The organism is Streptomyces sp. NPDC047706, from assembly GCF_043204795.1.
Taxonomy (GTDB): Bacteria; Actinomycetota; Actinomycetes; order Streptomycetales; family Streptomycetaceae; genus Streptomyces.
In genome coordinates this window covers 166943-193594 of sequence record NZ_JBIDCW010000013.1, presented here as the reverse complement: position 1 = coordinate 193594, position 26652 = coordinate 166943, and the positions used below count along the sequence as shown (strand labels likewise).

Annotated in this window: 27 protein-coding genes and 3 pseudogenes; 15 read left to right on the top strand and 15 right to left on the bottom strand. The window is 72.5% G+C overall.

Features of this window, described 5'->3' with window-relative positions:
• The 8 genes from ACGF8A_RS18085 to ACGF8A_RS18050 form a co-directional block, all read left to right on the top strand.
• Positions 1-150 (top strand): hypothetical protein (locus tag ACGF8A_RS18085; RefSeq protein ID WP_393109206.1); only part of this gene is annotated, 150 nt, incomplete at its 5' end.
• Positions 151-156: 6 nt separating this feature from the next.
• Complete coding sequence (gene gnd / locus ACGF8A_RS18080) at positions 157-1038, top strand: phosphogluconate dehydrogenase (NAD(+)-dependent, decarboxylating) (RefSeq protein WP_393109180.1); 882 nt, start codon at positions 157-159, stop codon at positions 1036-1038.
• Positions 1039-1044: 6 nt separating this feature from the next.
• Positions 1045-1632, top strand: coding sequence for a histidine phosphatase family protein (locus ACGF8A_RS18075; RefSeq protein WP_393109178.1), 588 nt, complete (start codon positions 1045-1047; stop codon positions 1630-1632).
• A gap of 46 nt (positions 1633-1678) precedes the next feature.
• Complete coding sequence (locus ACGF8A_RS18070; protein WP_393109176.1) at positions 1679-3142, top strand: membrane-associated oxidoreductase; 1464 nt, start codon at positions 1679-1681, stop codon at positions 3140-3142.
• A gap of 327 nt (positions 3143-3469) precedes the next feature.
• The gene (locus ACGF8A_RS18065) at positions 3470-3841 is read left to right on the top strand and encodes a hypothetical protein (RefSeq protein ID WP_393109174.1); all 372 of its coding nucleotides are present in this window, start codon (positions 3470-3472) and stop codon (positions 3839-3841) included.
• 131 nt (positions 3842-3972) lie between these two features.
• Positions 3973-4536 carry a DUF2243 domain-containing protein gene (locus ACGF8A_RS18060; RefSeq protein WP_393109172.1) on the top strand — a complete coding sequence of 188 codons (564 nt, stop codon included), beginning with the start codon at positions 3973-3975 and terminating at the stop codon, positions 4534-4536.
• Positions 4536-5396 carry a cytochrome c oxidase assembly protein gene (locus ACGF8A_RS18055; RefSeq protein ID WP_393109170.1) on the top strand — a complete coding sequence of 287 codons (861 nt, stop codon included), beginning with the start codon at positions 4536-4538 and terminating at the stop codon, positions 5394-5396. Before ACGF8A_RS18060 ends, ACGF8A_RS18055 begins: the two co-directional genes overlap by 1 nt.
• 79 nt (positions 5397-5475) lie before the next feature.
• On the top strand, positions 5476-6990 hold the full coding sequence (locus ACGF8A_RS18050; RefSeq protein ID WP_393109168.1) for an MFS transporter: 1515 nt from the start codon (positions 5476-5478) through the stop codon (positions 6988-6990).
• 36 nt (positions 6991-7026) lie between these two features.
• Here ACGF8A_RS18050 and ACGF8A_RS18045 read toward each other — a convergent pair whose 3' ends face one another.
• Positions 7027-7563 carry a hypothetical protein gene (locus ACGF8A_RS18045; protein ID WP_393109166.1) on the bottom strand — a complete coding sequence of 179 codons (537 nt, stop codon included), beginning with the start codon at positions 7561-7563 and terminating at the stop codon, positions 7027-7029.
• A 106-nt stretch (positions 7564-7669) separates the two neighbouring features.
• Positions 7670-8095, bottom strand: a complete 426-nt coding sequence (locus ACGF8A_RS18040; protein WP_393109164.1) for a PPOX class F420-dependent oxidoreductase — start codon at positions 8093-8095, stop codon at positions 7670-7672.
• Positions 8096-8167: 72 nt separating this feature from the next.
• Between ACGF8A_RS18040 and ACGF8A_RS18035 the strand changes: the two genes are divergently transcribed.
• A complete protein-coding gene (locus tag ACGF8A_RS18035; protein WP_393109162.1) occupies positions 8168-8407 on the top strand; it encodes a hypothetical protein in 240 nt (79 codons plus the stop codon).
• A gap of 66 nt (positions 8408-8473) precedes the next feature.
• Positions 8474-9709 (top strand): serine hydrolase domain-containing protein, encoded by a 1236-nt coding sequence (locus ACGF8A_RS18030; RefSeq protein WP_393109160.1) that lies wholly within the window; start codon positions 8474-8476, stop codon positions 9707-9709.
• 77 nt (positions 9710-9786) lie between these two features.
• Here ACGF8A_RS18030 and ACGF8A_RS18025 read toward each other — a convergent pair.
• Positions 9787-10149, bottom strand: a pseudogene (locus ACGF8A_RS18025) (FAD-dependent oxidoreductase); the annotation flags it as partial.
• 28 nt (positions 10150-10177) lie between these two features.
• A complete protein-coding gene (gene ribA / locus ACGF8A_RS18020) occupies positions 10178-10837 on the bottom strand; it encodes a GTP cyclohydrolase II (protein ID WP_393109158.1) in 660 nt (219 codons plus the stop codon).
• Between the two features lie 38 nt (positions 10838-10875).
• On the opposite strand from ribA, the gene ACGF8A_RS18015 reads away from it, so the two are divergent.
• Positions 10876-11649, top strand: coding sequence for a creatininase family protein (locus tag ACGF8A_RS18015; RefSeq protein WP_393109156.1), 774 nt, complete (start codon positions 10876-10878; stop codon positions 11647-11649).
• 110 nt (positions 11650-11759) lie between these two features.
• Here ACGF8A_RS18015 and ACGF8A_RS18010 read toward each other — a convergent pair.
• From ACGF8A_RS18010 to ACGF8A_RS17990, 5 genes and pseudogenes are all read right to left on the bottom strand, one after another.
• A pseudogene (locus tag ACGF8A_RS18010) lies at positions 11760-12497 on the bottom strand (lysylphosphatidylglycerol synthase domain-containing protein); the annotation flags it as partial.
• A gap of 143 nt (positions 12498-12640) precedes the next feature.
• On the bottom strand, positions 12641-13711 hold the full coding sequence (locus ACGF8A_RS18005; RefSeq protein WP_393109154.1) for a hypothetical protein: 1071 nt from the start codon (positions 13709-13711) through the stop codon (positions 12641-12643).
• Entirely contained in the window at positions 13708-14805 is a 1098-nt protein-coding gene (locus tag ACGF8A_RS18000; protein WP_393109204.1) for a glycosyltransferase family 4 protein, read from the bottom strand. Before ACGF8A_RS18000 ends, ACGF8A_RS18005 begins: the two co-directional genes overlap by 4 nt.
• 71 nt (positions 14806-14876) lie before the next feature.
• A complete protein-coding gene (locus ACGF8A_RS17995; protein WP_393109152.1) occupies positions 14877-15275 on the bottom strand; it encodes a 6-pyruvoyl tetrahydropterin synthase family protein in 399 nt (132 codons plus the stop codon).
• Positions 15276-15364: 89 nt separating this feature from the next.
• The gene (locus ACGF8A_RS17990; protein WP_393109150.1) at positions 15365-16345 is read right to left on the bottom strand and encodes a zinc-binding alcohol dehydrogenase; all 981 of its coding nucleotides are present in this window, start codon (positions 16343-16345) and stop codon (positions 15365-15367) included.
• 108 nt (positions 16346-16453) lie between these two features.
• Between ACGF8A_RS17990 and ACGF8A_RS17985 the strand changes: the two genes are divergently transcribed.
• Both ACGF8A_RS17985 and ACGF8A_RS17980 read left to right on the top strand, forming a co-directional pair.
• Positions 16454-17236: a CDP-alcohol phosphatidyltransferase family protein gene (locus ACGF8A_RS17985; protein WP_393109148.1), complete on the top strand. Its 783-nt coding sequence runs from the start codon at positions 16454-16456 to the stop codon at positions 17234-17236.
• Between the two features lie 90 nt (positions 17237-17326).
• Positions 17327-17656, top strand: a complete 330-nt coding sequence (locus ACGF8A_RS17980) for a deoxyxylulose-5-phosphate synthase (RefSeq protein ID WP_393109146.1) — start codon at positions 17327-17329, stop codon at positions 17654-17656.
• 28 nt (positions 17657-17684) lie between these two features.
• On the opposite strand, the gene ACGF8A_RS17975 is transcribed toward ACGF8A_RS17980, so the two are convergent.
• The 6 genes and pseudogenes from ACGF8A_RS17975 to ACGF8A_RS17950 all read right to left on the bottom strand — a co-directional run.
• Positions 17685-18701 (bottom strand): alpha/beta hydrolase, encoded by a 1017-nt coding sequence (locus ACGF8A_RS17975; protein ID WP_393109202.1) that lies wholly within the window; start codon positions 18699-18701, stop codon positions 17685-17687.
• Between the two features lie 182 nt (positions 18702-18883).
• A complete protein-coding gene (locus ACGF8A_RS17970) occupies positions 18884-20242 on the bottom strand; it encodes a GH1 family beta-glucosidase (RefSeq protein WP_393109144.1) in 1359 nt (452 codons plus the stop codon).
• Positions 20243-20271: 29 nt separating this feature from the next.
• Complete coding sequence (locus ACGF8A_RS17965; protein ID WP_393109200.1) at positions 20272-21111, bottom strand: carbohydrate ABC transporter permease; 840 nt, start codon at positions 21109-21111, stop codon at positions 20272-20274.
• A 7-nt stretch (positions 21112-21118) separates the two neighbouring features.
• The gene (locus ACGF8A_RS17960; protein WP_393109142.1) at positions 21119-22120 is read right to left on the bottom strand and encodes a carbohydrate ABC transporter permease; all 1002 of its coding nucleotides are present in this window, start codon (positions 22118-22120) and stop codon (positions 21119-21121) included.
• A gap of 14 nt (positions 22121-22134) precedes the next feature.
• Positions 22135-23451: an ABC transporter substrate-binding protein gene (locus ACGF8A_RS17955; protein WP_393109140.1), complete on the bottom strand. Its 1317-nt coding sequence runs from the start codon at positions 23449-23451 to the stop codon at positions 22135-22137.
• A gap of 346 nt (positions 23452-23797) precedes the next feature.
• Positions 23798-24115 (bottom strand): annotated as a pseudogene (locus ACGF8A_RS17950) (DNA polymerase beta superfamily protein); the annotation flags it as partial.
• Positions 24116-24362: 247 nt separating this feature from the next.
• Here ACGF8A_RS17950 and ACGF8A_RS17945 point away from each other — a divergent pair.
• Entirely contained in the window at positions 24363-25430 is a 1068-nt protein-coding gene (locus ACGF8A_RS17945; RefSeq protein WP_393109138.1) for a glycerophosphodiester phosphodiesterase family protein, read from the top strand.
• A gap of 215 nt (positions 25431-25645) precedes the next feature.
• Positions 25646-26572: an endonuclease/exonuclease/phosphatase family protein gene (locus ACGF8A_RS17940; RefSeq protein WP_393109198.1), complete on the top strand. Its 927-nt coding sequence runs from the start codon at positions 25646-25648 to the stop codon at positions 26570-26572.
• Positions 26573-26652 lie beyond the last annotated feature (80 nt).

The following is a 26652-nucleotide window of genomic DNA, read 5'->3' as shown; positions in this document are numbered from 1 at the left end:
AACATCGACTCCTTCGACCAGTGGGGCGTCGAGCTCGGCAAGGTCCTCGCCAAGCGCGTCGAACCCGCCCTGACCGAGGGCGCACACGTGCCCGGTCTCGACCCGTCCACGGCCGCGCTCGTGGCCGCCTACCGCGAATTGAGGAAGTGAGCTGACATGCAGATCGGTCTTGTTGGTCTGGGCAAGATGGGCGGCAACATGCGCGAGCGTCTGCGCAACGCCGGCCACGAGGTCGTCGGGTACGACACCAACCCCGAGCTCTCCGACGTCGACAGCCTCGTCGAGCTCGCGGACCGGCTCGCCGCGCCGCGGGTGATCTGGGTCATGGTCCCGGCCGGCGCCGTCACCCAGGGCGTCATCGACCAGCTGGCGAGTGTCCTCAAGCCCGGCGACACCGTCATCGACGGCGGCAACTCCCGCTGGACGGACGACGAGAAGCACGCCGAGGAACTCGCCAAGCACGGCATCCGGTTCGTCGACGCGGGCGTCTCGGGCGGCGTGTGGGGCCTGCAGAACGGCTACGCGCTGATGGTCGGCGGCGAGAAGGAGCACGTCGACCGGCTGAAGCCGATCTTCGACGCCCTCAAGCCGGATGGCCCGTACGGCTATGTCCACGCGGGCAAGGTGGGCGCCGGCCACTTCGCGAAGATGGTCCACAACGGCATCGAGTACGCCATGATGCAGGCCTACGCCGAGGGCTGGGAGCTGCTGGAGAAGGTCGCCTCGGTCGACAACGTCCGCGAGGTGTTCCGCTCCTGGCAGGAGGGCACCGTCATCCGCTCCTGGCTGCTGGACCTCGCGGTCAAGGCGCTCGACGACGACCAGCACCTTCAGAAGCTGCGCGGATACGCGGAGGACTCCGGCGAGGGCCGCTGGACGGTGGAGGCCGCCATCGACAACGCCGTGCCGCTGCCCGCGATCACGGCGTCGCTCTTCGCGCGGTTCGCCTCCCGGCAGGACGACTCCCCGCAGATGAAGATGGTCGCCGCGCTGCGCAACCAGTTCGGCGGGCACGCCGTCGAGACGGCCGAGAAGTAGCCCGCCGTGGGGGATCTGCTGCTGGTACGCCACGGTGAGACGGAGTGGAGCGTCACGGGACAGCACACCAGCTGGACCGACCTGCCCCTGACGGGGCACGGCGAGGAACAGGCCAAGTCCCTCGCTCCACTCCTGAGCGGCCGTGCCTTCGCATCCGTGCTCACCAGCCCGCTGGGCCGCGCGGCACGCACCGCCGAACTGGCGGGCCTGACCGGGGCGATACCCGACCCCGACCTTCACGAATGGGACTACGGAGGCTACGAGGGAGTCACCACCCGGGAGATCCACCGCACCCGTCCCGACTGGAACCTGTGGACGGACGGGGTCCCGCCGGGCACGGAGGGCCGTCCGGGCGAGTCACCGGCCGAGGTCGGCGCCCGCGCCGACCGGGTCCTCGCCCGGGTCGCGGACGCGCTCGGCGAAGGAGACGTGGTCCTTGTGGCGCACGCCCATTTCCTGCGTGTCCTGACGGCCCGCCGGCTCGGTCTGCCGCCCGCCGGCGGCGCGCTGTTCCAGCTGGCGACGGGGACGGTGAGCCGGCTGTCGACGGAACACGGCCGGCCGGTCGTCGCCGAGTGGAACTCGCGGCCGTAGGGGCCCTGTTGACACCCGTGGTCCGGGCGGGTCAGAGTCGCCCGCGATGGAGATCGACAATCTGACACCGGCCGAACGACGGGTGTGGCAGGCCTTTCCGCGCGGGCAGTCCGTGGACTTCCGCACCACGCAGGACGAGGACGCGGCAGCGGGGGCCGGGTGGGGACCGGAACGGACCGTCCGCGCGCAGGTGCTGAGGTCGCTGCTCCTCAACGCCCCGCAGGAGGCCGGCGAGATCGCCACCCTCAGCCTGGCGGGCGCCCGGATCACCGGCATGCTCGACCTCCAGTACGCCACGCTCGACCACCCCGTTCGTCTGCGGCGCTGCCACTTCGACGAGGTGCCGCGCTTCCACGGCTCCCGGCTGCGCGAACTCAACCTGAGCGAGTCCGTCCTGCCCGGCCTGGTCTCCCACGGCGTGCGCGTGGACGGCCTGCTGCGCATGACGCGGTCCCGGTTCCGGGGCGTGGTGCGGCTCGGCGGTGCCCAGATCGCCGGGAGCCTGTACCTGGAGGGCGTGCGGATCGGCGCGCCGGAGGCGGCGGAGCCCGCGCTCCAGCTCAACCAGGTGACCGTCGGCGACGACCTGTGGGCACCCGGGCTGCGGGCCGAGGGGGAGATACGGCTGAGCGGCGCAGACGTCGGCGGGTCGGTCAACCTCGACGAGGCCCGGCTGCACCATCCCGGACGCGCCGCGCTCGACGCCGAGACGCTCGGCGTCGGCGGCCATCTCCTCGTGCGCCACGCCCGCGTGCGGGGCTGGATCGGGCTGCGGGGCGCCCGGATCGGGGGGCGTCTGGACCTGTCGTACTCGCAGCTGTCGAACCCCGGTCATGCGGCGCTGCGGGCGGGCAGCAGCACGATCGGCGAGCTCTGGCTGCGCAAGGGTCCGCCGGTGGAGGGCACGCTCAACCTGCGGCGGGCCCAGCTCGAAGTCCTCTTCCTGGACCCGGAGATGCTGCCGGAGCGGGTCCTGCTCAACGGTCTCACCTACACCTCGCTCAATCCGCACGAGCCCGCCGGACGCCGACTGCCCATGCTGGAGCGTGACGGCGACGGCTACGTCCCGCACGCCTACGAGCAGTTGACGGCCACCTACCAGCGCATCGGCGACGACCGTGCCGCCCGGGAGGTCCAGCTGGCCAAGCAGCGCCGCCACCGCGCCACGCTGCCCGTGATCGGGCGCTTCTGGGGACACCTCCAGGAGGCCACCGTCGGCTACGGCTACCGGCCCCTGCGGGCCGCCGGCTGGCTGCTGTCGCTGCTGTGCGCCGGCTCCGTCGTCTACGCCCTGCACCACCCGCCCGCGCTGAAGCCGTCCGAGGCACCCGGCTTCAACCCCGTGTTCTACACACTCGACCTGCTGCTGCCGGTGATCTCCTTCGGCCAGGAGCCCGCGTTCGCCCCGCAGGGCTGGTACCAGGCGCTGGCGTACGTCCTCGTCCTCACCGGCTGGATCCTGGCCACGACGGTCGCCGCGGGCGTGACCCGGATGATCAGCCGCCAGTGACCGTCCTCATGGCGTGCCGGGCGGCCGGACCGGGGTGCCGGGCGCGCCGGGGCCGCGGCAGCCGTCGTGGCGCCGCGCGGCGCTGTGCGGGCGGTTTCCGTCGCGGCGGCCGGCAGAGCCGTCCGGCGTGAACCGGCCCTCTCCGGTGGACCGGCCCGGCGTACGGGGACGCGGGTCCGCGTGGCCGGAGAGGGGGGCCGTCCGCGCGGACGAGGGGCGTCGGGTTCCGGCCGTTGTCAGTGCCCTGATGAAGAATGCCGCGAAGAGAGATCAACAACGGCCGTGCCGGGTAGTCGGTCTCGATCACCCACCCGCGAAAGGTCCCCGATGACGCCGCTCACCTCCGGCAACGCGTACGCCCCGCACGACCGCCGCCCGGCCCGGCCGGTCTCCGGTACCCGGATCTCCGCCCCGGACACCGCGCGCATCATCGCCGACCCGAGCACCCCGGTCTTCGTCACCGTGCAGGCCGACGGCCGCCGTCGCTACGGCTACTGGCGGCCCTACGACCCCACCACGGGCCAGGGCGGCTGCTACGTCGCCCTGCCCACCGACGAGTGCGACAGCCTCCACGCGGCGGGGCGGATCACCCTCGGCGAACCCGTCGTCGACCCTTCGAGGACGACCTACCGCGTCCGCGCCGCACGCACCCCGGCCCGGCCCCTGCGTTCGGTGCCGGCGCGCGCGCTCGCGGCCTGACCGGAATCGATGGGTCCGTAGCCCGGCCGGGCCAATCCGCGTGCGCCCCGGTGACTACGGCGTCCGGATGCGGGAATCCAGCGCAGGCCGGCGGTACTCACCGCGCCGCAGACCGGGACGGAGACACGACGATGGCGACGACCGCAGACCGGGCAGGGACCGCTCAGGCACCGGCGAGCCTTCAGCTGCCGGGACTTGTGCTGGGGGTCGGGCTCGGCGGCTTCCTCGACGGCATCCTGCTGCACCAGCTCCTCCAGTGGCACCACATGCTCTCCAGCACGGACACCGACAACGTGGGCGTGAAGTACTACGACCCGGAGACGGTTCCCGGCCTTCAGATGAACACCGTCTGGGACGGTGTCTTCCACACCGTGTGCTGGCTCTCGGTCCTGCTAGGCCTCGCCGTCCTGTACTCCCGCGTGACCCACGACCGCCGCCGCGTGTGGACCTCACGCGTCCTGTGGGGCTGGATCCTGGCCGGCTGGGGCCTGTTCAACCTCGTGGAGGGCGTCCTGGACCACCACGTCCTGGGCATCCACCACGTCTACGCGGGCGACGGCCAGACCTGGTGGGACATCGGCTTCCTGGTCCTGGGCGCGCTGCTCGTCGCCGGCGGGTGGCTGCTCCGGCGCGGCGGACGGCCCTTCGCCCCAGGCGACACCCCGGGCACCGGCCGGGCACCGGGGACCGCCTGATGGAGCACGCTCCACACCCCGCGCAGGACCACGTGGCCGGCGGCGTCCTCGCGGTCCTGGTGCCCGCCCTCGCCCTGCTCCTGTGCGCCGGCGGCTACCTGTACCTGGCCCGCCGGGCCCGGCGCCGCAACCCGGTACGGGGCTGGAGCCGGTGGCGGACGGCCGCCTTCACGGCGGGGCTGGCCCTGCTCGCCGTGGCGCTGCTGCCGCCGGCCGCGGCCCACGCCCACACCGACTTCCGGGTCCACATGACCCAGCACCTGCTCGTCGGCATGTACGCCCCGCTCGCCCTGGTCCTCGGCGCTCCCCTCACGCTGCTGCTGCGCGTCCTTCCCCCGGCGCACGGCAGGCGGCTGTCGGACCTGCTGCACAGCCGCCCCGCCCGGACGCTCGCGCACCCGGCCACCGCCTGGCTGCTGTCCACGGGCAGCCTCGTGCCGCTGTACTTCACCCCGCTGTACGACGTCCTCACGGCCCACCCGTCGGGGCACTGGCTGCTGCACGCCCACTTCCTGCTGGCCGGCTGCCTCTTCGCCCACGTCGTCGCCGGTCCCGACCCCGCACCGGCCCGGCCCGGGGTGCGCGCCCGCCTGGTCTGGCTCGGCGCCGCGATCGCCGTGCACTCCGTCGTCTCGCAGATGATGTACGGCGGCCTGTGGGTCGACGTCCACGCGCCCGCCGCCGAGGTGCGGACAGCGGCGGAGATCATGTACTACGGCGGTGACATCGCCGAACTCCTGCTCGCCGCGGCCCTCGTCTCGACGTGGCGCCCCGCACCCCGTGCCCGCCTGACGCCGCCCCGTCCGGCCACACGATCGGTCACGCGTCCTTCGGCCACCTGGCCGGCCGGCGGGGCATGACACGTGTGCCCGGGCCGCGGGCTGGTAACCCGCACGTGGGCGTCGGTACGGCGGCAGGTGGCGGCGGCAGGGAGTGACGATGCGAGCGGAGACGGGCCCGCAAGGGGACGACCGGGTGTCCCGGCCGACGGCGGACGAGGCGGATCCGCGGCGCTGGGGCGCGCTGTGGGTCACGCTGGTGGCCGGCTTCATGAGTCTGCTGGACGTCACGATCGTCGCCGTCGCGCTGCCGTCCATGCAGCGCGACCTGCATGCCGCGGCCCCCGCGATCCAGTGGGTCGTCTCCGGATACGCCCTCTCCTTCGCGCTGGTCCTGGTCACGGCGGGCCGTATCGGTGACACCTTCGGCCGGCGGCGGATCTTCCTGATCGCCCTCGCCGGCTTCGTGGTCTGCAGCGCCTGCGCCGGTGCCGCCCCGTCCATCGTGCTGCTGGTCGTGGCCCGCGTCGCGCAGGGCGTCTGCGCGGGCTGCCTGGCACCGCAGAACTCCGCTCTCATCCAGCAGTTGTTCCGGGGTGCCGAGCGTGGCCGGGCCTTCGGTCTGTTCGGCGCCACGGTCGGTGTCTCCAGCGCCGTCGGTCCGGTCGTCGGCGGACTCATCCTGGCCCTCGCGGACGGCCCCGGGGGCTGGCGGTGGATCTTCTACGTCAATGTGCCGGTCGGTGTGGTCGCGCTGGTCCTGGGGCTGCGGCTGCTGCCCAGGACGGCGCCGGCCGGCGGTCAGCGGCTCGACCTGCCCGGTGTCGCGCTGCTGGGCGCGGGAGTGCTGGCGCTGATGCTCCCGCTGGTACTGGCGGAGCCGGGCGGTCTGCGCCGGATGTGGTGGCTGTTCCTGGTCGGGGCGGCGCTCCTCCTCGCCTTCGCCCGCTGGGAACGGCGGGTCGCCGCACGTCACGGCCAGCCGCTCCTCGATCCCCGCCTGGCCACCTCGACGGGCGGGTACGCCACGGGCGCCGCCATCGCCACGCTGTACTTCGTCGGATTCAGCGGGGTGTGGCTGGTGTTCGCGCTGTTCTTCCAGAACGGACTGGACTACTCGCCGCTGGAGTCCGGGCTCGCCGTGACGCCGTTCGCCATCGGTTCCGCCGTGGCGGCGGCGGTGGCCGGGCGGCTGGTGGAGCGGCTGGGGCGGCTGCTGACCGTGTGCGGGCTGGCGGCCGTCGTCCTGGGCCTGGGAGGGGCCGTGGCCGTCCTGCGGTGGGCGCCCGGCGACCTTGCCGTGTGGCTCCAGACTCCGGCGCTGCTCATCGGCGGGCTCGGCAGCGGCTGTGTGATCTCACCCAACGTGACCATGACCCTGCGGGACGTGCCGGTACGGATGGCCGGTGCCGCGGGCGGTGCCCTGCAGACCGGGCAGCGACTGGGCGCCGCCGTGGGTACGGCGGCGCTGCCCGGCCTCTTCCACCTGGCGCTCGGTGACGGCGGTCAGGCCCACTACCGCTCCGCCGTCGCGTTCGCCGTCGGCTGCGGCGTGCTGCCGATGCTGTGCGCGTTCGCCCTGGCCGTACGGGACTGGCTGCGTGACCCCGAACGGGACGGACGGGACTGCCCCGACGAGATCTCGCACAGCCACACGCACGCAGGCCAGCCCTGACCAGGGCCGGCCGGCGCGCGGCCCCGCCACGGCCCATCATGCCTGCTGGAAGGTCTCCGTGGTCTGCCGTCGGCGCAGTTCCTCCAGTGTGTCCTGCTGGCGTTCGGCCCGCGCCAGCAACTCGTCCAGCTGCCCCGCGTCGAGCCTGCCGTCGGCCTCGGCCACCTGGCGCAGGGTCTGCCAGGCGGCGGCCTTGCCCAGCACGCCGAGCCGCAGGATCTCCAGCTCCACCAGCGAGGTCAGCGGTGACCGGCCCACCAGGCGGCCGTTGCTCTTCAGCCGCCCGACCTTCTCCGCCGCCCAGGCCAGGGACACCTTGTAGTGCCGCACCGGCACGCCGAGCGCGTCCATGATCGCGAGCAGGCTCGCCCGGTCCTCGGTGATCTCCTCCGCGAGGGTGCGCAGGACCGGCCCCGAGGGCGATCCCCGCAGCGCGCCCGCCAGGGAACGGGCCCGTTCCATGCCCGCGGTGGCGCCTGCCAGGTGGTCGTTGAGGTAGATGCCCAGCAGGCCGGCGCCGTCCGCGCCGGGGCCGTCCGTGGGTGCTTCGTCCGTACGCGGTTGTTCGTTCATGTGCCTCTCTTTTCGGGCGCGCGTTGCTCAGCGGTCCTGGCCGGTGGTGCCCGGCTCGCTGCGCCGAGTACCCACTTGCGCCCGGGACCGGCCCCACCCGGCCCGCTCAGCCCCGGGGAGCGCCGTAGGCCCGCTCCACCCGGAGCCGGACGACGAGGCGGCGGTCGCGGACCATGGACGCGCGGTAGTCGTCCCAGTCGGGGTGCTCTCCGCCGATGTCACGGTAGAGGCGGACGAGTTCCTCGACCGTGTCGTCGTGCGGGTCCGCGGCGACGGGCGTGAGGTCGGCCGTGCCGTCGACGACGGTGTAGGCCCAGCGGTCCGCGGTGGTCACGTGGTACGAGGCGCGCGGGTCGCGGCGCAGGTTGCGGGTCTTGGCGCGGTCGTCGGTGACCGAGATCCGGACGGTCCGCTCGTCGGGGTAGTAGGCGTGCACGACGTTCGACAACTGGGGCCGACCGTCGCGCCGGAGGGTGACCAGCACCCCGCTGTGGCCTTCGGAGAGCAGCTTCAGCAGTGCGTCCTCGCTCATGACTCGCTCAACCTGTGGCTCGCGTCCCTCATTCCCCCGGAGAGGAGAGTGAAGTGAGGTGGACAGGCCCCCGTGGAGTCGGCCGGGGTGGCGGGCGGTCTGCAGCAGACCGCGATGAACGTCGGGCCGGTGCTCGGCGTGGCCGTGGCCACGGCGCTCATGGACGCGGGCCCCGCGCCGCTGCTCGTCCTCGCCGGTCTCGCCGCCACCGGTGCGGTGGCGGCGCTGACGCTGCCGGACGAGACCGAGCACCCGGCTCCGGCGCATCCCGATCATCCTGCCGACCCTTCGCGCATTCCTGCGCGACGATGAGGTCTGAGAGCGCGCGGGCGGGGTATCCCCGATCCCACCTCGAGGAACGAAAGCGGAGGTAGGGCGATGGCACTGCTGCGGCAAGAGGTGGACCCGCACGACGTCGGGCTGGACGGGAAGGCGCTGGAGCGCATCGACCAGCACTTCGCCCACCACGTGGACGAGGGCAGACTGCCCGGGTACCTCGTCTGTGTGGCGCGCGGCGGCCGCGTCGCGCATCTCACCGCGCACGGCCACCGTGACATCGCCGCCCAACTGCCCGTCGAGCCCGACACGCTGTGGCGGATCTACTCGATGACCAAGCCCTTCACCGCGGTCGCCGCGCTGATGCTGGTGGAGGAGGGCCGGCTGTCCCTGGACGACCCCGTCGCCCGCCATCTGCCGGCCTTCGCAGAGGCGCGGGTCTACGAGAGCGGCTCCGGCGCGGACACCCGGACCCGCCCGGCCGCCGGGCCGATGCTGATCCGGCACCTGATGACCCACACGTCAGGGCTGACCTTCGGCTTCTACCACACCCATCCCGTCGACGCCCTCTACCGTGAGGCCGGTCTGGAGTCGTCGGTGCCGCCCGGCGCGGACCTCGCCGAGACGATCGACGTGTACGCGGGCCTGCCGCTGCAGTTCGAGCCGGGCACCCAGTGGAACTACTCGGTCGCCAGCAACGTACTCGGCCGGGTGATCGAGGTGGTGTCCGGGCAGCCGCTCGACGTGCACCTCGCGGAGCGGATCTTCGCCCCCCTCGGGATGCCGGACGCCGGATTCGAGGTCGGCGCCGGGCAGGAGGCCCGGCTGGCGGAGATGTACGGGGAGAAGGCGGACGGCACCGGCATCGAGCCGATCCCGGGGCTGCCGCTGCACGGGCGGCCGCGGTTCCTGTCGGGCAGTGGCGGCATGGTCGCGGGCGCGTACGACATGCACCGCTTCATGGAGCTGCTGCGCCGGCGCGGCGAACTCGACGGGGTGCGCCTGCTCACCCCCCGGACGGTGGAGATGATGACCACCAACCAGTTGCCCGGAGGGGCCGACCTGCGCGCCTTCGGCAGCCACCCGGCCCACGACGAGCCCGGCAACGACGGCGTCGGATTCGGCCTGGGCGTCTCCGTGGTGATCGACCCGGACCGCACCCTGGCACCCGCCGGACTCGGCACCTTCGGCTGGACCGGGGTGGCGACCACGACGTTCTGGGTCGACCCGGGCCGGGACGTGACGGTGCAGTTCATGACGCAGGTGCGGCCGCGCACCTCGCACACCATGTTCCGCGACCTCAAGCGGCTGGTCCACGAGGCGATCAAGGACGCGTGAACGGGATCCCCGCATCCGAGAGTTCGTCCAGCCACTCGCCGGACCGGGCCGCCGTCCCGGCGGCCCGGCCGAGGCCCGGCGGCAGCGAGCCGTCCAGGACGTGCCGCACGCCCACCGCCAGCGGGCGGGACGCACCGGGCCGTCGCGCTGCGGCGGGGTACGCCCGGGTGGTTCCGCAGCCGCGGGCCCGCCTCGGGCGCGGCGGCCTCCTCCGCGCTCGCCAGCAGGAAGAGATGACCGGCCCGGCGCAGGCCGATGTCGTACCCGGTGTCCTGCTCGAAGCGCGCGAACGCCTCCAGGCTGCGCGCGCCGGGCTGGATGTCGAGCTCGTCGGAGGACTGCGCCCGCACCCCGCCGGCCGCCTTCGAGGTGGAGCCGGAGGCTAGTTCGCCGCGCTCGGCAAGGACGACGCCGGGGCTGCTCTCCCGTGTCCCCCTTCTGTCCCGTCAGGACACTTCCCGCTCCGGGTCAGGACCAGTGCGCGACCGCGTCCAGATGCGGCAGATGGTGGTCCAGGCGCTCCCGCTTCGTGCGCAGATACGTGATGTTGTTCTCGCACGGCGGGATCAGCAGGGGCACCTGCTCGGCGACCGTGATGCCGTGCCGCAGGAGCGCCTCGCGCTTGCGCGGGTTGTTCGACATCAGCCGCACGGAGGACACCCCGAGGTCGCGCAGGATCTCCGCGGCGACGCCGTAGTCACGGGCGTCCACCGGCAGGCCGAGCGCCAGGTTGGCCTCGACGGTGTCCAGGCCCTCCGCCTGCAGGGCCATGGCGCGCAGCTTGGCGAGCAGGCCGATGCCGCGGCCCTCGTGCCCTCTCAAGTAGACGACGACGCCGCGTCCTTCGGCGGCGACGGCCCGCAGGGCGGAGGCGAGCTGGTCGCCGCACTCGCAGTGCTGGGAGCCGAAGGCGTCACCGGTGAGGCACTCCGAGTGCAGCCGGGTGAGGACGTCCTCGGTACCGATGTCGCCGTACACCAGGGCCACTTGCTCGTCGCCGCGGTCGTGGTCGAGGTAGCCGACCGCCTGGAACGGGCCGTACACCGTGGGCAGTGGCGCATTCACGATGCGTTCCACTCCGGTGCGCTGCGCCGGCTTCTTGCCTATCACGCCGATGTTTTCTGTCATGATCTGGTTCCTAAGCAGAGATGAAAGGCCGTGAAGAAATGAGTGGTTCGGAAATACCGCCGGCGCGATCCGGCGCGGTGCGGCACGGTCTGGTGCCCGGGGACACCACGCAGGACGTACGGACGCGGGGCGCCGGCGTATCACGGCAGGTCGCCGTCCTTCCCGTGGGCAGTTTCGAACAGCACGGGCCGTTCCTTCCGTTGGCGACCGACACGCTCGTCGCCTGCGCCGTCGCGCGGGAGATCGCCGACACGTACCCGGTGCACCTCCTTCCTCCGGTGACGATCTCCTGCTCGCACGAGCACGCGGCCTGGCCGGGGACCGTCAGCATCTCCTCCGTGACCCTGCACGCCGTGGTACGGGACATAGCCGAGTCGCTCCGCCGGTCGGGTGTCGAGGCGCTGGTCCTCGTCAACGGGCACGGGGGAAACTATGTCCTGGGAAACGTCGTTCAGGAATCCTCCGCGCGTGGCGAGCGAATGGCGCTGTTCCCGGCCACGGAGGACTGGGAGACGGCGCGGGAGCGGGCCGGGGTACAGACCTCGCTGCTCACCGACATGCACGCGGGGGAAATCGAGACCTCCGTCCTTCTGCACACTCATCCGGAATTGGTCAGGCCCGGTCATGAGAGCGCCGATTTCGTCGCGGACGACCGGCGTCACCTTCTCGGCCTGGGTATGTCCGCCTACACCGATTCGGGCGTCATAGGCCGTCCTTCGCTGGGCGATGCGGAAAAGGGGAAGGCGTTGCTGGCGAGCCTGGCGGAATCGTTCGGGGCGCATTTCTCGCTGCTGCTGGGCGACCCGGCGTAGCCCGGACGGCCTCGCGGGGCGGTGCGCCGGCGGGCCACCAGGACGAGGACGCCGGGCAGGCTCGCCACGAGGCTCAGCACGCCGTACACCACCGCGACGGCCAGCCCGTCGCCCGCGCCGAGCCCGGCGGCGCCGAACGCCCAGGCGGTGACGCCCTCGCGCGGGCCCCACCCGCCGACGTTGAGCGGCAGGCTCATCGCCAGCAGCGCGAGCACCGCGAGCGGCAGCAGGACGGCGAAGGAGGCGTCGCTGCCGGTGACCCGGGCGGCGAGCAGGAACATCGCCACGTACCCCGCGAGGACGACGACGGACGAGCCGATGACGCCGGGCCCGTTACGCCGGGACAGCAGGGCCTCGCGCGCCTCGACGAGGAGGGCGCCGCGACGGCGGGAGGCCGGGGTCCGGTTCATGCGCACGGCGAGCCCGATCGCGAGGGCGCCGGCCGCGGCGAACATCAGCAGCAGCACGACGTGCCGGGTCCCGGAGAGCACCGGGGACGGCACGGTCAGCAGGACCGCGCCCCCCACGACGGCCAGCACGACCTGCCCGGCGGTCCGTTCCAGGACGACCGAGCGGACACCGCGCCCGAGGTCGCCGGTGCACCGTCCGTGCCGCACCGCCCGGTGCACGTCGCCGAGGACGCCGCCGGGGAGGGCGGCGTTGAGGAACAGGGCGCGGTAGTAGTCGGCCAGCGCCGGTCCCAGCGGGAGCCCGATGCGCAGGCCGCGCGCCACAAGCTGCCAGCGCCAGGCGCTGAACGCGGTGGTGAGCAGGCCGATGCCGAGGGCCGCCAGCAGCGTGAGCGCGTCGATCCGGCGCAGCCCGTCCAGCAGGGCGCCGGTGCCCATGCGCCACAGCAGAACGGCGAGGATGGCGGCACCGGCGAGGGCGCCGAGACGGGAGCGCAGGGCGCCGGCGGTGAGCCGGGCACGGGGGTGCGGGAGGACCTGGTCCGCCCTTGCCGTGGTGGGGACGCTCACCGTCGGGGCGCTCATGACGCTCCGCCGGCCGGGCGGGCGAGCGCCAGGAGGTCACTGTGGTGCACGGTGACACGCAACTCGCCGGCCGCGCAGGCCGCGAGACGGGCGGCGAGGTACTTCCCGGCCCGCTCCGCCAGTTCGGGGCGCTCCTCCACGGCCGCGCCGACCCAGCCGCGCAGCCACTGGGCGGTCAGTTCGGCCTCGCCGGGGCCGAGGCGCCAGGGGCTGGGCTGCACGTGCACGGTCGCGCCGCGTTCGGCGAAGGCCTCGCAGGCCACCGTGACCGCGTCCGGGCCGAGCAGGCCGCCCCGGCGCTGGTGGGCGTTGAACGCCTCGGTGATCTGCGCGTCGAGCGGGTCGCCCGGGGTGAGTTCGACGCGGCCGGCCACGGAGAGGGTCAGCAGCGCGGGGCAGCCCGCTCCGGTGCAGGCGTCCGCGAGGGTGTCGATCTCCTCGCCGGTGAGGACGTCGAGCAGTGCGGAGGCGGAGACCAGGGAGGCACCGGCGAGGGCGTCCGGGGTGAGGCGGGCGATGTCACCGCGCCGTGTCTCGACGGTGACGCGGCTGCCGTCGGCCCCGGACCGCGGGGAGGCGACGGCGGCGAAGTGCAGCAGGTAGGGGTCGCGGTCGTGCAGGATCCAGTGCTGGGGGCCGTCGAGCCGGGGCGCGAGCCACCGCCCCATCGAGCCGGTGCCGCAGCCCAGGTCGTGCACGACGATCCCGCCGGCCCGCCTCTGCGGGTTCGCCAGCCGGATCCGCAGCGGATCGAGCAGGTCATGCGCCCGGGCGGCCGCGTCGGCGGGTTCCCGCAACTCCAGCCACTCGGGGGCGTACCGCGGCTGCTCCTCGCCGGGTCCGGACTCCCGCAGCCGCACCGTGGGCCGCTCCCCGGGGCGGGGGCCGGCGGGGCCGGCGCCGGGGATGACGGAAGCGGAGGCGGGCGCGGGCTCGCCGGCGTCGGGGATGACGGAAGCGGAGGCGGGCTCGGCCGCGGCGGTGGTGTCCGTCGCGCTCCGCGCACCGGGCTGCGCCGCGACCGGCCCGTTCCCCGTGTCGTGCGCAGCCGTCGTCGTTCCGTTCATGCCGCCCTCCGGGGTTCGTTCGGAAGCCGGCTCAGGACGCCGGCCAGGTGCTTCGCGGTGGTGGCCCAGCCGTCGAGCGCGGCACGGCGGCCCCGGGCGGCCGACTTCAGACGGCGGCGTACGTCGGCCTCGCCGAACCAGTGGCGCAGTTCGGCGGCGAGCGCGGCGGGATCCTCCGGCGGGACGAGGATGCCGGGGACGCCGCCGCCGGGGGCGCGGCCGAGCGCCTCGGGGATGCCCCCGACGTCCGTGGCCAGCACCGGGATGCCCCGCGCGAGTGCCTCGGTGACCGCCATGCCGTACGTCTCGGCGTAGGAGGCGAGGACCATGAGGTCGGCGGTGGCGTAGCTGGCGTCGAGGTCCGCTCCGGCCTGGGGTCCCGCGAGGTGGACGCGGTCCTGCAGGCCGTGCCGTGCGATCAGGTCCCGCAGGTGGGCGACGTACTCGGGGTCATGCCCCAGCCCGCCGACGCACACGCAGCTCCACGGCAGGTCGGTGACCCCGGCGAGCGCCTCGACGAGCCGGTGCTGGCCCTTGCGCGGGGTGACGGCGGCGACGCACAGCAGGCGGGAGACCCCGTCGGTGCCGGAGGCGAGGGGGGCGATGTCGGCGCCGGGAGCCGCGACATGGACGCGGTCGGGGTCCAGGCCGTGGTGCGCGACGAGGCGGCGGACCGCCCAGTCGCTGGTGGCGATCACGGCGCCGACGGCCCGCAGGACCGCGCGTTCCCTGACGTCCAGTTCGGCGGCGCGCGCGGGATCGAGTCCCGTCTCGTCGCCGAGCGGCAGGTGCACGAGGACGGCCAGCCGCAGCCGGTCGGCCTCCGGAACGACGATCTCCGGTACGCCGCAGGCCACCAGCCCGTCCAGCAGCACCACCGCGCCGTCCGGCAGGTCCCGCAGCGTACGCGCGAGTTGGGTGCGGGCGGCGGCGCCCGGCCGCGGCCAGGAGCCGTCGGCGGGCTGCTTGTGGGCGCGCCAGCCGAAGCCGGGCAGGTCCAGGCAGACCCGGCGGTCGTAGGCGTTCCCCCCGCTGGGCATGGCCGGGTCGTCGACACCGCCCGGCATCACGAAGTGCACGGTACGCAGGGACATGGGGACGATCTCGCCGTTCCTGGGGGCCGCCTGGGCGGGCACGAAGGAGAGCTTCTCCACGGTCGCGTCGGTCACAGGCCACGCTCGTAACTCGCCCAGGCGACATGCGACTCGTGCAGGGTGACCGAGATGCCCGTGAGCCCCCTCGCCCCCTCCCCCAGCGCCCCCTTGTGGACGCGCTCGGCGAGCCGGTCCGCGACGACCTTCGCCAGGAACTCCGTGGAGGTGTTGATCCCGGCGAAGTCGGGCTCGTTGTCGAGGTTGCGGTAGTTCAGCTCGCTGACCACCGCGCCGAGTTCCTGGGTGGCCAGTCCGATGTCGACGACGATGTTGTCGTCGTCCAGCTGCTCGCGCCGGAACGTGGCGTCCACCAGGAACGTCGCTCCGTGCAGGCGCTGCGCGGGGCCGAACACCTCGCCGCGGAAGCTGTGGGCGATCATGATGTGATCGCGGACGGTGACACTGAACAACGGACGACCCTCCAGGTGCGGGGCATGGATGCCGACTAGTACGGCTCGTGTCCTTCCCTTGTTCAGCGGCTCGTACCTCTTTTCTGAGGTCAGGCGCTTTCGGGATACCGCACCCGGTGGCACAGCGCCGGGATCTCACCGGAGGCCAGCCGGGGCAGCACGTCCGGGAGTTCCTCGAAGGCGCACTCCCCGGTGACGAGCGCGTCCAGCGCCGGGTCGGCCAGCAGGTCGAGGGCGAGCGCGAGCCGGTCGGCGTAGGTCCGCCCGGCGCGGGCCGGGGAGACGGTGCCCACCTGGCTGCTGCGGATCGTCAGGCGCCGGGAGTGGAAGTCCTCGCCCAGCGGGAGGGTGACGCGCCGGTCGCCGTACCAGCTCAGCTCGACCACCGTGCCCTCGGGGGCGAGGAGTTCCAGCGACCGGGAAAGGCCTTGCTCGGTCGCGCTGGCGTGGACGACGAGGTCGCGGTCGCCGAGGGCGTCCGCGGGTCCGGCGAAACCCACGCCGAGCGCCTCGGCCACCGCGGCGCGCCCGGGGTCGGCGTCCACCAACTGCACCCGCACGCCGGGGAAGCGGGCCAGCAGCGCGGCCACCGAGCAGCCCACCATGCCGCCGCCGACGACGGCGATCCGGTCGCCGACCAGGGGCGCCGCGTCCCACAGCGCGTTGACGGCGGTCTCGACGGTGCCGGTGAGTACGGCACGGGAGGCGGGCACGTGCTCCGGTACGGGGGTCACGGCGGCGGCCGGGACGACGTACCGCGTCTGGTGCGGGTAGAGGCAGAAGACGGTGCGCCCGGCCAGGCCTGCCGTGCCCTCCTCCACGACGCCGACATTGAGGTAGCCGTACTTCACCGGCGCCGGGAAGTCGCCCTCCTGGAACGGTGCCCGCATGGCGGTGTGCTGGCTGTGCGGGACCCCGCCCCGGAAGACCAGTGTCTCCGTGCCACGGCTGACGCCGGAGAAGAGTGAGCGGACGAGTACCTCGTCCTCGGCAGGCTCCGGAAGCTCGACGTCCCGGATCTCTCCCCGCCCCGGGGAGCTGAGCCAGAACGCCCGTGCGGTGCGGATCATCGGCGTTCCTCCTGAACGATCGGCAAGTGGTGCACGTACGGAGGTGTGCACAGGCCGCGCACAGTACGCGGCGATGATCGACTCTGTCACCTGGCCGGAGGATGTGCGGTGGCCCTGAACAACACTTTTGACGCGAGGCTGGTCCAGCAGGAGACCGCGGTGGGCGCGGGCGTGCAGATCCTGCTGCTGGCCGTGCTCGGCTCGGCGATCGGCATGGGACCGGCGGGCTGGCTGACCGGCCTCGCCTTCGCGATCGCCAGCTGGGCGGTGCTCTCGCGGGCCCTGCACCGGTCGGGACTGCGGTCGTTCGGCCCGGCCAACCGGGTCACCCTCGGCCGGGCCACCCTGGTCGGCGGCGTGACCGCGCTGGTCGCCGACTCCTTCGAGAGCGCACCGCCGGTCACGCTGCTGGTCGCCCTGACGGCGGTGGCGCTGATCCTCGACGGCGTGGACGGCAAGGTCGCCCGGCGCACGGGCACGTCCTCGGCGCTCGGGGCACGCTTCGACATGGAGGTCGACGCGTTCCTGATCCTGGTGCTGAGCGTGTACGTCTCGATGTCGCTGGGCCCGTGGGTGCTGCTGATCGGCGGCATGCGGTACGGCTTCGTCGCCGCGGCCCGCTTCCTGCCGTGGCTGAACGCCCCGCTCCCGCCGAGCACGGCACGCAAGGCCGTGGCCGCGGCGCAGGGGGTGTTCCTGCTGGTCGCGGGCGCCGATCTGCTGCCGTTGGTGGGCAACGCGGCGGTGGCGGGGCTGGCGTTGGGGCTGCTGGTGTGGTCGTTCGGACGGGATGTGCTGTGGCTGTGGCGGCGGTCGCGGGCCCGCCGCGCCCCGGAGACGGTCCGCACGGCGGAGCAGGCGGGGCGGGTGCTGGAGCCGGTTGCGGGCTGAATGCGGACAGAGGCACAGGTGGAAGTGCGCCGACCCGAGGCGCCGCTCAATTCCGTCGAGTTCGCCGCGACTGCTCTCTATGCTGGCCCCATGGCCCACGCGAGGACCTCGTACGTCTGTCTGCCCTGCCAGGCCTCGTACAAGCAGCCCTACGACAGGGAGCGGCAGCGGATCTGCCCACGCTGTGCGGCAACGATGATCCACGTGGGCTCGGCCTTCGCCGCGCCACCGCGTCGGGACGCGGCGGCCTGGCGCACCCTGTCCGTGCTGCTGCACGCCGGTGTCCGCTTCCACAAGAGCTGCTGCGGCGGCCCCGGGTACCGTCCGCGCACCTTGCGGGAGATACGCGAGCGGATGGCGTACGCCCGACGCACCGGAGAGCCCTTCGCCAAGGCACTCGTGCGCCCCGAGGTGCCCTGACGGAGCAGGCCCCGGTGCGCGTCCGGGGTCAGCGGTCGAGCCCCAGCGCGGCGAGCAACATCGGCAGCGACGCGTGGAGTTCGCGTTCCCAGTACGCCCAGGTGTGGGTGCCGGGGCCGTAGAAACGGGTGGTGACATGCCGGGCGCCCACGCGCTTCAGCTCGGCGGCCAAGGCATGGTTCTGGCGGTTGAAGTCGGCCTCCAGGGCGCTCGTCGCGCCCGCTGGGTCGAGGGGGCCCGCGGTGCCGTCGCCGCAGGAGAGGTGTACGGGCAGCGACTTGAGCCGCTTCGCCAGGTGGTACGGGTCGTGGGACTGCCAGATGCCGCGCTGGGCCACCGGGTCGCCCCAGACCCGCAGGGGATCGTTGCCCTGGCCGGCGAGGAGGCCCATGATGCGGTTGACCGACTCCTCGTTCAGCAGGGGGTGCGCCGAGCCGGAGTACGCGGCGGTGGCCTTGAACATCCCCGGGTGCCGGGCGGCGTAGAGCAGGGCGCCCTGGCCTCCCATCGACAGGCCCGCCACGACGCGGTTGCTTCCGGCACCCCAGTCACGTTCCAGTAGCCGCCGCAGTTCCTCGGTGTGGAAGGTCTCCCAGGCGGGGTCGCCGCCCTCGCCGTGGTTCCACCAGTCGCTGTACCAGCCGTTCCAGCCGGCCTCCGGCATCACCACCAGGACATCGCGCAGGCTGTCCACCTGGGCGACGTCGGTCATGCGGGTCCATGAGGTGTAGTCGCCGCAGCAGCCGTGCAGCAGCCAGAACGTCGGCCAGTGGCGGCGCCGGTCGTCGGGGTTCCAGCCGTCGGGGGTGAGCAGGCGCACCTTCACGGTGCGGCCCCCCAGGGCGGTCGACCGCACCGACAGGTCGACCTGCCGGTCCGCGACCTGGGTGACCGCCACGACTTCGGCGCCCGAGGAGTGTGCAGTGCCGGTCGGCGGGGGAACGGGTGCGGTGGCGAGCGTCGGCGCGGCCGGCGCGACGGTGGCGAGCAGTACGGCGAGAACGAGCAGGACACGGGAACGAAGGCGGGTCAGGACGGCGGTCACGGTCGTGATCACAGCGGCTCCCTGCGGTGTGCTTCGCCGCAGGGCGAACAGAGCGGCGAAGCGGCTGTGGAGCATGGTGCCATCGAACGGGCCCGGGCGGGAGAAGACCGCCGGTGTCCGACTGCCGGCTCCCGCCCGGCCGTTCAGCCCCTCTGCTCCACCCGCACGCGGTCCACCTCGGCCTACGCCGCCCTGCGCACCCGCCCCCGGTGCTCGCGGACGATCTCCGCGTACCGGTCACCGGATCCCTTGATCGTGCGGACCTGGGTCGCGTAGTCGACGTGGACCAGCCCGAACCGCTTGTCGTAGCCGTAGGCCCACTCGAAGTTGTCCAGCAGCGACCAGGCGAAGTACCCCGCGAGTGGGGCCCCCTTGCGGGCCGCCGACGCGCACGCCGCCAGGTGCTGGGTCAGATAGGACTGACGCTCGGGGTCGTCGATCGTCCCGTCCGGGCGGACCACGTCCGGGAAGGACGAGCCGTTCTCCGTGACGTACAGCTTGCGCGGCCCGTACTCCTGCGTGAGGCGCAGCAGCAGGTCCTCGATGCCGCTCGCGTCGATCTCCCAGTCCATGCCGGTGCGCGGGACCCCGTCGCGGCGCACGGCGCGGACCTGGGGCGTGGGGGCGGTGGGGTCGTCGGCGACGGTCTGGGGGAAGTAGTAGTTCAGCCCCAGCCAGTCGAGCCGCGCCCCGATCACGTCCATGTCGCCCGGCTGCTCCGGCAGGTCGACGCCGTAGACCTCCCGCATGTCCGCCGGGAAGCCGCGGCCGTGCACCGGGTCGAGCCACCAGCGGTTGGTGTGGCCGTCCATGCGGCGGGCCGCCGCCACGTCCTCGGGCCGGTCCGTCGCGGCGTGGACGGTGGAGAGGTTGTTGACGATGCCGACCTGGGCGTGCGGGGCCGCCGACCTGATCGCCTGCATGCCCAGGCCGTGGGCGAGGAGCAGGTGGTACGAGGCGCGGACCGCCGCCGTCAGGTCCGTCCAGCCGGGGGCCATCTTGCCCTCCAGGTGGCCGATCCAGGCCGAGCACAGGGGCTCGTTGAGGGTCGACCAGTGGGGCACGCGGTCGCCGAGGCGCTCGGCCACCACGGCCGCGTACGCCGCGAAGTGCTCGGCCGTCTCGCGCTCCGGCCAGCCGCCGCGGTCCTGGAGCGCCTGCGGCAGGTCCCAGTGGTAGAGGGTGACCGAGGGGGTGATGCCCGCCGCCAGCAGACCGTCGACCAGTTCGTCGTAGAAGGCCAGGCCCTTGGGGTTCACCGGGCCGTCGCCGCCGGGTACGACGCGCGGCCAGGCGATCGACAGGCGGTAGGCGTTGGTGCCCAGGCGCCGCATCAGGGCGATGTCCTCGCGCCAGCGGTGGTAGTGGTCGCAGGCGATGTCACCGTGGTCGCCGTTCGCGATCTTGCCGGGGGTGTGCGAGAAGGTGTCCCAGATCGACGGCGAGCGGCCGTCCTCCCCCACGGCTCCCTCGATCTGGTACGCCGAGGTGGCCGTGCCCCACAGGAAGCCGTCCGGGAGTGCGGCGAGGTCGATGGTCACGGAAGTCCCTTCGGATACGGATGCGTCGGTCACTTGACGGCTCCGGCCGTCAGCCCGGCGACGAGATAGCGCTGGAGCAGCAGGAAGCCCGCGACCACGGGGACGCTCACCACCAGCGAGGCGGCCATGATCTGGTTCCAGTACACCTCGTTGAGCGTGGAGTAGCCCTGGAGGCCGACCGCGAGGGTGCGGGTGGTGTCGTTGGTCATCACCGAGGCGAAGAGCACCTCGCCCCAGGCGGTCATGAAGGCGTAGACGGCGACCGCGACGATGCCGGGGACCGCGGCCGGTACGACGACCTGCACCAGGGCGCGCAGCGGGCCGCAGCCGTCCACCAGCGCCGCCTCGTCCAGGTCGCGCGGCACCGATTCGAAGTAGCCGATCAGCATCCAGATCGAGAACGGCAGCGAGAACGTGAGATAGGTGAGGATCAGGCCGCCCCGCGAGCCGAACAGGGCGATGCCGGTGGCGTTGCCGATGTTGACGTAGATGAGGAACAGCGGCAGCAGGAAGAGGATGCCCGGGAACATCTGCGTCGACAGCACCGTGACCGAGAAGACGCGCTTGCCGGGGAAGTCGTAGCGGCTGACGGCGTAGGCGGCGAAGACGGCGATCACCACCGAGCAGACCGTGGCCGCCCCCGCCACGATCAGGGAGTTCACGAAGTACTGCGCGAGCGGGACCGTGGACCAGATGTCGATGTAGGGGCGGAAGGTGAGCTCGCTGGGCAGCCAGCGGAACGTGCCGGTGACGTCCTGGAGCGGCTTCAGGGAGCTGGAGAGCATGACGTACACCGGCAGCAGGACGAAGCCGGTGAGCAGGGTCAGGAAGATCCGGCGGGTCCACAGGAAGGAGCGGGGGGCCGCCATCGGGGACCTATGCATGGGTGGACCTCCGGCCGCGGGACGTCAGCAGCAGGTACACGCCCGTCACCACGAGCAGGAAGAGCAGCAGCAGGACCGACATCGCGGAGCCGGCGCCGAAGTTCCAGGTGACGAACGACGACTGGTAGATGTGGATGGAGATCAGGTCGGCTGCCGCCGGTGCCGCCTTGCCGAACAGGACGTAGGGGGTGTTGAAGTCGTTGAAGGTCCAGAGGAACAGGACCAGGACCAGCACCTGGTTGACGGGGCGCAGCGAGGGCAGCGTGATGCGGCGGATCTGCTGCCGGACGCCGGCGCCGTCCAGGGCCGCCGCCTCGTACAGGTCCCTCGGGATGTTCTGCAGGCCCGCCATCACGATCAGGAAGGCGAACGGCCAGCCCTTCCAGACCGAGACGACGAGCAGGGCGATGAAGCTGTTGTCGCCGATCAGCCAGAAGGAGGGCGTGTCGGTGAGGCCCAGCTGGTCGTGCAGGACGTGGTTCACCAGGCCGTTGTCGTGCTGGAACATGAACGCCCAGGTGATGACCGCGGCGTAGACGGGCAGCGCGTACGGGACGAGGAACAGCGCGCGCAGCAGGCCCCGGCCGCGGAACGCGTCCTGCATGCAGATCGCGGCGGCCGTGCCGACGAACCAGCACAGGCCGACGGACAGGACCGTGAAGGCACAGGTGATGAGGAACGAGTCGAGCAGCGCCTGGCCCACGGGGGCGTCGAAGTCGACCGACATGCGGTAGTTGTCGACGCCGGTCCACGGGGCGAGACTCCAGTCCCGGATGTAGAACTGGGTGAGCTCCTTGAAGCTCATCACGATGCCGATGACCATCGGCACCAGGTGGACGAGGAGTTCCAGGGCCAGCGCGGGGAGCAGCAGCAGGTAGGGCAGGCCGATCCGGCGGATCCGTCCGGTGCGGCGGCGGGGGCCGCGCGCCGCACCGGGGGAGCTGTTGCCGACCGTCCGCTCACCGGGCCGTGCCGAGGCGGTGGTGGTGGTCATGGTGGTGTCCGGGCTCACTTCGCCGGCATCTGCTGCTGGGCCTTGGCGAGCGCCGCCTTCACCGACTCGGTGGTCACCGGGCGGCCGGCCGCGGCGTCGGCGAACAGTTCCTTGACCGCCGTGCCGACGGCCGTCTCGAACTGGGACTCCTCCGGGACCTGGGGCAGGGCGGCGGCGCTGGTGGCGAGGGTCTCGCGCAGCACGGCCGTGGCCGGGGAGTTGAACGCCGCGTCGGACTGGGCGGCCTTGACCGGCGGGATGGACCCGTAGGCCTTGTTGAGGATCTTCTGCTCGGCGTCGCTGGTCATGAACTTCACGAACTCGGTGGCGCCGTCGATGTTGTCGGAGTTCTTGAGGACCGCCATGTTGATGCCGGCGACCATGGAGTTGGTGTGCGTGCCGGTGCCGGGCTCGCCGGACTGGACGGGGGCCGGGGCGACGCCCCACTCGTCCTCCTTCATGCCCATCGAGGCGAAGGTGGCCGAGGCGGTCTGCCAGAGGACCATCGCCGTCCTGCCCTTGGCGAAGTCGCTCAGCGACTGGTTCTGCGCGTACTCGGCGTTGCCCGGGGCGATGACCTTGTCGCCGGCCATCAGGTCGACGTACTGCTTGACGGCCGCGACCGCGCCGTCGGAGGTGAAGGCGGGCTTGCCGTCGGCGGTGAAGAAGTCGGCGCCGTGCTGCTTGCCGAGCACGAAGACCTGGTGGATGTTGTTCGACAGGTTCGAACCCTCGGCGCCGAGGCCCCACTTGCCGTCCTTGGAGATCTTCTTGCCGGTCTCGACCAGTTCGTCCCAGGTGGTGGGGGGCTGCGCTATGCCCGCGTCGGCGAACATCTTCTTGTTGTAGTAGAGCGCGTAGGCCATCGAGTAGAGCGGCACGGCGGCCGGGTCCTGGCCCTGGGCGCCGGTCGAGCCGAGCGCGGAGTCGACGAAGCGGTCCTTGCCGCCGATCCTGTCGAAGTTCTTCGCGTCCCAGGGCATCAGCGCGCCGGTGGCCTGGAGGGAGGCGCTCCAGGTGTTGCCGATGTTGAGCACGTCGGGGCCCTGGCCGGACGTGGTGGCGGTGAGGATCCGGTTGAGCAGGTCGGACCAGGGCACGACCTCCAGCTCCACCTTGATGCCGGTCTGCTTCTCGAACTTGTCGAGTTCGGGCTGGAGGACCTTCTTGTCGACCTCGACGCTCGCCCCCTGGTTGGAGGCCCAGTAGGTCAGCGTCCTGGGCGAGTCGCCGGACCCCCCGCCCGAGGCGGAACCGCCCCCGCAGGCCGAGGCGGTGAGAGCGAGAGACAGGGTGACGGCGCCTACGGCCGCGGCTCGGATGCTGCGCATGGCTCCTGGTGTCCCTTCCGGGAGTCGAGAAGTCCGAGGACGCCCGGAGGCGCGCGACGCCCGTTCGCGTTCACGCTCCGAAGCCCCTCATGGCTTAATTTAGGACGTGAGTTAAACCTCAGGGGAAAGCGCCGTCAAGATGTCGGGCAGCGTCTCTTGACGGTCCGCCGGGGTGCGGTGCGTCCGGACGGCCACGAGCGCCGGGCGAGGCGCCCATGACCTGGGCCTATGGTCCGGACCTGCGGCCTGTCCGGCCGAGGTGCCACTGTGCAACGGTTGGGTCTCGGCCGGCCACGTACCTCCAGCGGCGTCCAACTCCTGTGCTCCGCCGCCCTGTCGGCAGGCGCGCGCCGAGGAACGTGGAGCGGATGCCGATCAGCTCGTCACCGAGGGATGTCCGCACCTCGTACAACTCCCCTGGCAGCCAAACGAGTTCCAGAACCGTGGGGTTGCCGCCGAGCGCGAGGCGGCACCACTTCGCCGCCTCGTGCAAGGTGCGGTCGGGGGCGGTGGTGACGTGGGACTCCTTGGGGCCGTGCAGGCCGTGCAGGGTCTCGGTGGGGGCGGCGAACATGCCGAGCCGGTCCACGTCGGAGCCCTCTTGGGCGAGTCCGTACGCGGTCGAGCCGACGACGCCGGACAGCAGGATGTTGGTCACGGTCATGGGTCCCCCGTGGTGTGTCGCTCGCCCTTCGTTCCGGTGGCACGGGCGGCGGCGGACCGTCATGATGCCGCGTCCACGGCGGGGACGGCCTGTCATTTATTCCCCTGTTGTCTCCGACGACCTCCTACGGCGTGACCTTCGGGTTCCGCCGCCGTTCACAGCGGCATCACATTCAGGCCTTCAGGTGCGCCCCTTACCGAACTAGCGTCCAGGGACCGATACCACAGACCCACGAGTAAGGGTTCCGATGTCCGCACGACATGTCCTCGCCGGCCTGACCCTGCTGCCGGTGCTCGCCGTCCCGACGGCCGCCCACGCGGCGACGGACGGCCCCGCCGCGTCCTCCCACAGGGAGCGCTTCGACCTGCAGGCCCACCGCGGGGGCCTCGGCATGACGACCGAGAGCACCCTGCAAGGGTTCGGCAAGGCGCTGCGCCTGGGCGTCTCCACGCTGGAGCTGGACACCCAGGTCACCAGGGACCGCAAGGTCGTCGTCACCCACGACCGGCAGGTCAGCGCGCAGAAGTGCCGGGACACGGCACCGGTCGTGCCGGGCGACCCGCAGTACCCGTACGTCGGGAAGTACATCAAGGACCTGACGCTGGCGCAGATCAAGACCATGGACTGCGGCTACCAGCAGCTGCCCGGCCACCCCGAGCAGGAGCAGATCGCGGGCGCCCGGATGGCCGAGCTCCGCGATGTGCTGAACCTGGTCAAGCGCTACAAGGCCAAGGACGTCACCCTCAACATCGAGACGAAGGTCGAGGCGGGGGCGCCCGAGCAGACCGCGCCGCGCGAGCTGTTCGTGCGCCGGGTGTTCGAGGAGATCCGCGCCTCGGGTCTGGAGCGCCAGGTCAGCATCCAGTCCTTCGACTGGGGCGCGCTGAAGGCGATGCACAAGCTGGCACCGCGATGGCCGCTGGTGGCGCTGACCAACTACGACTTCCTCCAGGTCGGCAAGGACGGCGCCTCCCCCTGGCTGGGCGGGATCGACGCCGACGACTACGACGGCGACTTCGTGAAGGCCGCGGCGACGATCCCCGGCGTCAAGGCGCTCTCCCCCAACTACGGCTTCCCGCAGAACGGCAAGATCGGCGATCCCGGCTTCCGCTTCTACCCCGACCGCGCGATGATCGACGCGGCGCACGCGCGGGGCCTGAAGATCGTCCCGTGGACCTGCGACGACCCGGCGACGGTGGAGGCGCTCATGGACATGGGCGTCGACGGCATCATCACGAACTACCCGAACCACGTCCGCGAACTCATGGCGGAACGCGGGATGCGGCTGCCGAAGCAGTACTTCCCGCGCCACTGACCCGGGGCCCCGCGCGGGCCGGGCGGACCGCCCGGCCCGCCGGCGGCGTATGGTCGCCGTGGACGGGCCGGTGATCGCAGGGGTGGGCCCGGCAGGTCTCACAGCACTTGGGGGTGTCCGTGGCCGCGCGTCGGTTCCGTGACCGTTTCCGACAGCGGCCCTGGCGGGGACGCGACGAGGACGGGCGCACCGCCTGGACCCGTGGGCGCGTCACCGTGGCCCTGCCCCTGCTGATCGCCCTCGTGCTGCTCTTCCCCTCGCTCGTGCCCGGCACCCCGGGGAACGTGGGTGGCCTGACCGAGAACTTCCTGCCCTGGCTGGGAGTGCCGGTCGTACCGCTGCTCGCGACGGCCGCCCTGCGCCGCTCGGCGAGCGCGCTCACTGCCGGGGGCGCTGCGGCCGTGGTCTGGGTCGCCCAGTTCGCCCCGTCGCTGCTGCCCCGGGACCCGGGCGCCCACGATCTGACGGTGGTGCAGCACAACGTCAGCGACGAGAACGAGGATCCGGCCGCCACGGCCCGCGCCCTCGCCGGGGCCGGACCACACCTGCTGGCGCTCCAGGAGCTCACGCAAGCGGCGCTGCCCGTCTACGAAGCGGCGCTCCGGAGCCGTTATCCGCATCACGTGGTGGTGGGGACGGTCGGTCTGTGGTCGCGGTATCCGCTGACGGAACAGGCGGCGGCGGACATCCGGCCCGAGGGGGTGCCGGGCGACTGGAACCGGGGGCTGCGGGCGGTCGTCCGGGTCGGCCCGGAGCGCGCCGTCGCCGTGTACGTGGCCCATCTGCCGTCGGTGCGGATCAGGCCGGCCGGCGGATTCGACACCCGATGGCGGGACGAGAGCGCGGGCCTCCTGGGCGAGAAACTGGCCGGCGACGAGTCGTCGACGGTCATCCTGGCGGGCGACCTCAACGGCACCACGCGCGACCGCGGACTGGCGCCGCTGACCTCACAGCTGCACGTCCCGGACGAGGACTTCGAGTTCAGCTGGCCCACCGCGTTCCCCGTCGCCAGGATCGACCAGGTCCTGGCACGCGGAGCGACGGTGACCGGCATTCGCACCCTCCCCGGCACCGGCAGCGACCACCTGCCCGTGCTGGCACACATCAAGCTGCAGGACCGGCCCGGAGGCGGGGGCTCCTAGGAGCCTGGCCCTGGCCGGAGGCAGGCCGGCGCTCCTAGAACTTGGTCCTGGCCGGAGGCAGGCCGACGCTCCCAGGCCGA

Bases quoted from the DNA above. Each gene is read 5' to 3' on its own strand.
- gnd (WP_393109180.1), top strand. From the start codon at position 157: ATGCAGATCGGTCTTGTTGGTCTGGGCAAGATGGGCGGCAACATGCGC.
- ACGF8A_RS18070 (WP_393109176.1), top strand. From the start codon at position 1,679: ATGGAGATCGACAATCTGACACCGGCCGAACGACGGGTGTGGCAGGCC.
- ACGF8A_RS18065 (WP_393109174.1), top strand. From the start codon at position 3,470: ATGACGCCGCTCACCTCCGGCAACGCGTACGCCCCGCACGACCGCCGC.
- ACGF8A_RS18060 (WP_393109172.1), top strand. From the start codon at position 3,973: ATGGCGACGACCGCAGACCGGGCAGGGACCGCTCAGGCACCGGCGAGC.
- ACGF8A_RS18055 (WP_393109170.1), top strand. From the start codon at position 4,536: ATGGAGCACGCTCCACACCCCGCGCAGGACCACGTGGCCGGCGGCGTC.
- ACGF8A_RS18050 (WP_393109168.1), top strand. From the start codon at position 5,476: ATGCGAGCGGAGACGGGCCCGCAAGGGGACGACCGGGTGTCCCGGCCG.
- ACGF8A_RS18045 (WP_393109166.1), bottom strand. From the start codon at position 7,563: ATGAACGAACAACCGCGTACGGACGAAGCACCCACGGACGGCCCCGGC.
- ACGF8A_RS18040 (WP_393109164.1), bottom strand. From the start codon at position 8,095: ATGAGCGAGGACGCACTGCTGAAGCTGCTCTCCGAAGGCCACAGCGGG.
- ACGF8A_RS18030 (WP_393109160.1), top strand. From the start codon at position 8,474: ATGGCACTGCTGCGGCAAGAGGTGGACCCGCACGACGTCGGGCTGGAC.
- ribA (WP_393109158.1), bottom strand. From the start codon at position 10,837: ATGACAGAAAACATCGGCGTGATAGGCAAGAAGCCGGCGCAGCGCACC.
- ACGF8A_RS18015 (WP_393109156.1), top strand. From the start codon at position 10,876: ATGAGTGGTTCGGAAATACCGCCGGCGCGATCCGGCGCGGTGCGGCAC.
- ACGF8A_RS18005 (WP_393109154.1), bottom strand. From the start codon at position 13,711: ATGAACGGAACGACGACGGCTGCGCACGACACGGGGAACGGGCCGGTC.
- ACGF8A_RS18000 (WP_393109204.1), bottom strand. From the start codon at position 14,805: ATGTCCCTGCGTACCGTGCACTTCGTGATGCCGGGCGGTGTCGACGAC.
- ACGF8A_RS17990 (WP_393109150.1), bottom strand. From the start codon at position 16,345: ATGATCCGCACCGCACGGGCGTTCTGGCTCAGCTCCCCGGGGCGGGGA.
- ACGF8A_RS17980 (WP_393109146.1), top strand. From the start codon at position 17,327: ATGGCCCACGCGAGGACCTCGTACGTCTGTCTGCCCTGCCAGGCCTCG.
- ACGF8A_RS17965 (WP_393109200.1), bottom strand. From the start codon at position 21,111: ATGGCGGCCCCCCGCTCCTTCCTGTGGACCCGCCGGATCTTCCTGACC.
- ACGF8A_RS17960 (WP_393109142.1), bottom strand. From the start codon at position 22,120: ATGACCACCACCACCGCCTCGGCACGGCCCGGTGAGCGGACGGTCGGC.
- ACGF8A_RS17955 (WP_393109140.1), bottom strand. From the start codon at position 23,451: ATGCGCAGCATCCGAGCCGCGGCCGTAGGCGCCGTCACCCTGTCTCTC.
- ACGF8A_RS17945 (WP_393109138.1), top strand. From the start codon at position 24,363: ATGTCCGCACGACATGTCCTCGCCGGCCTGACCCTGCTGCCGGTGCTC.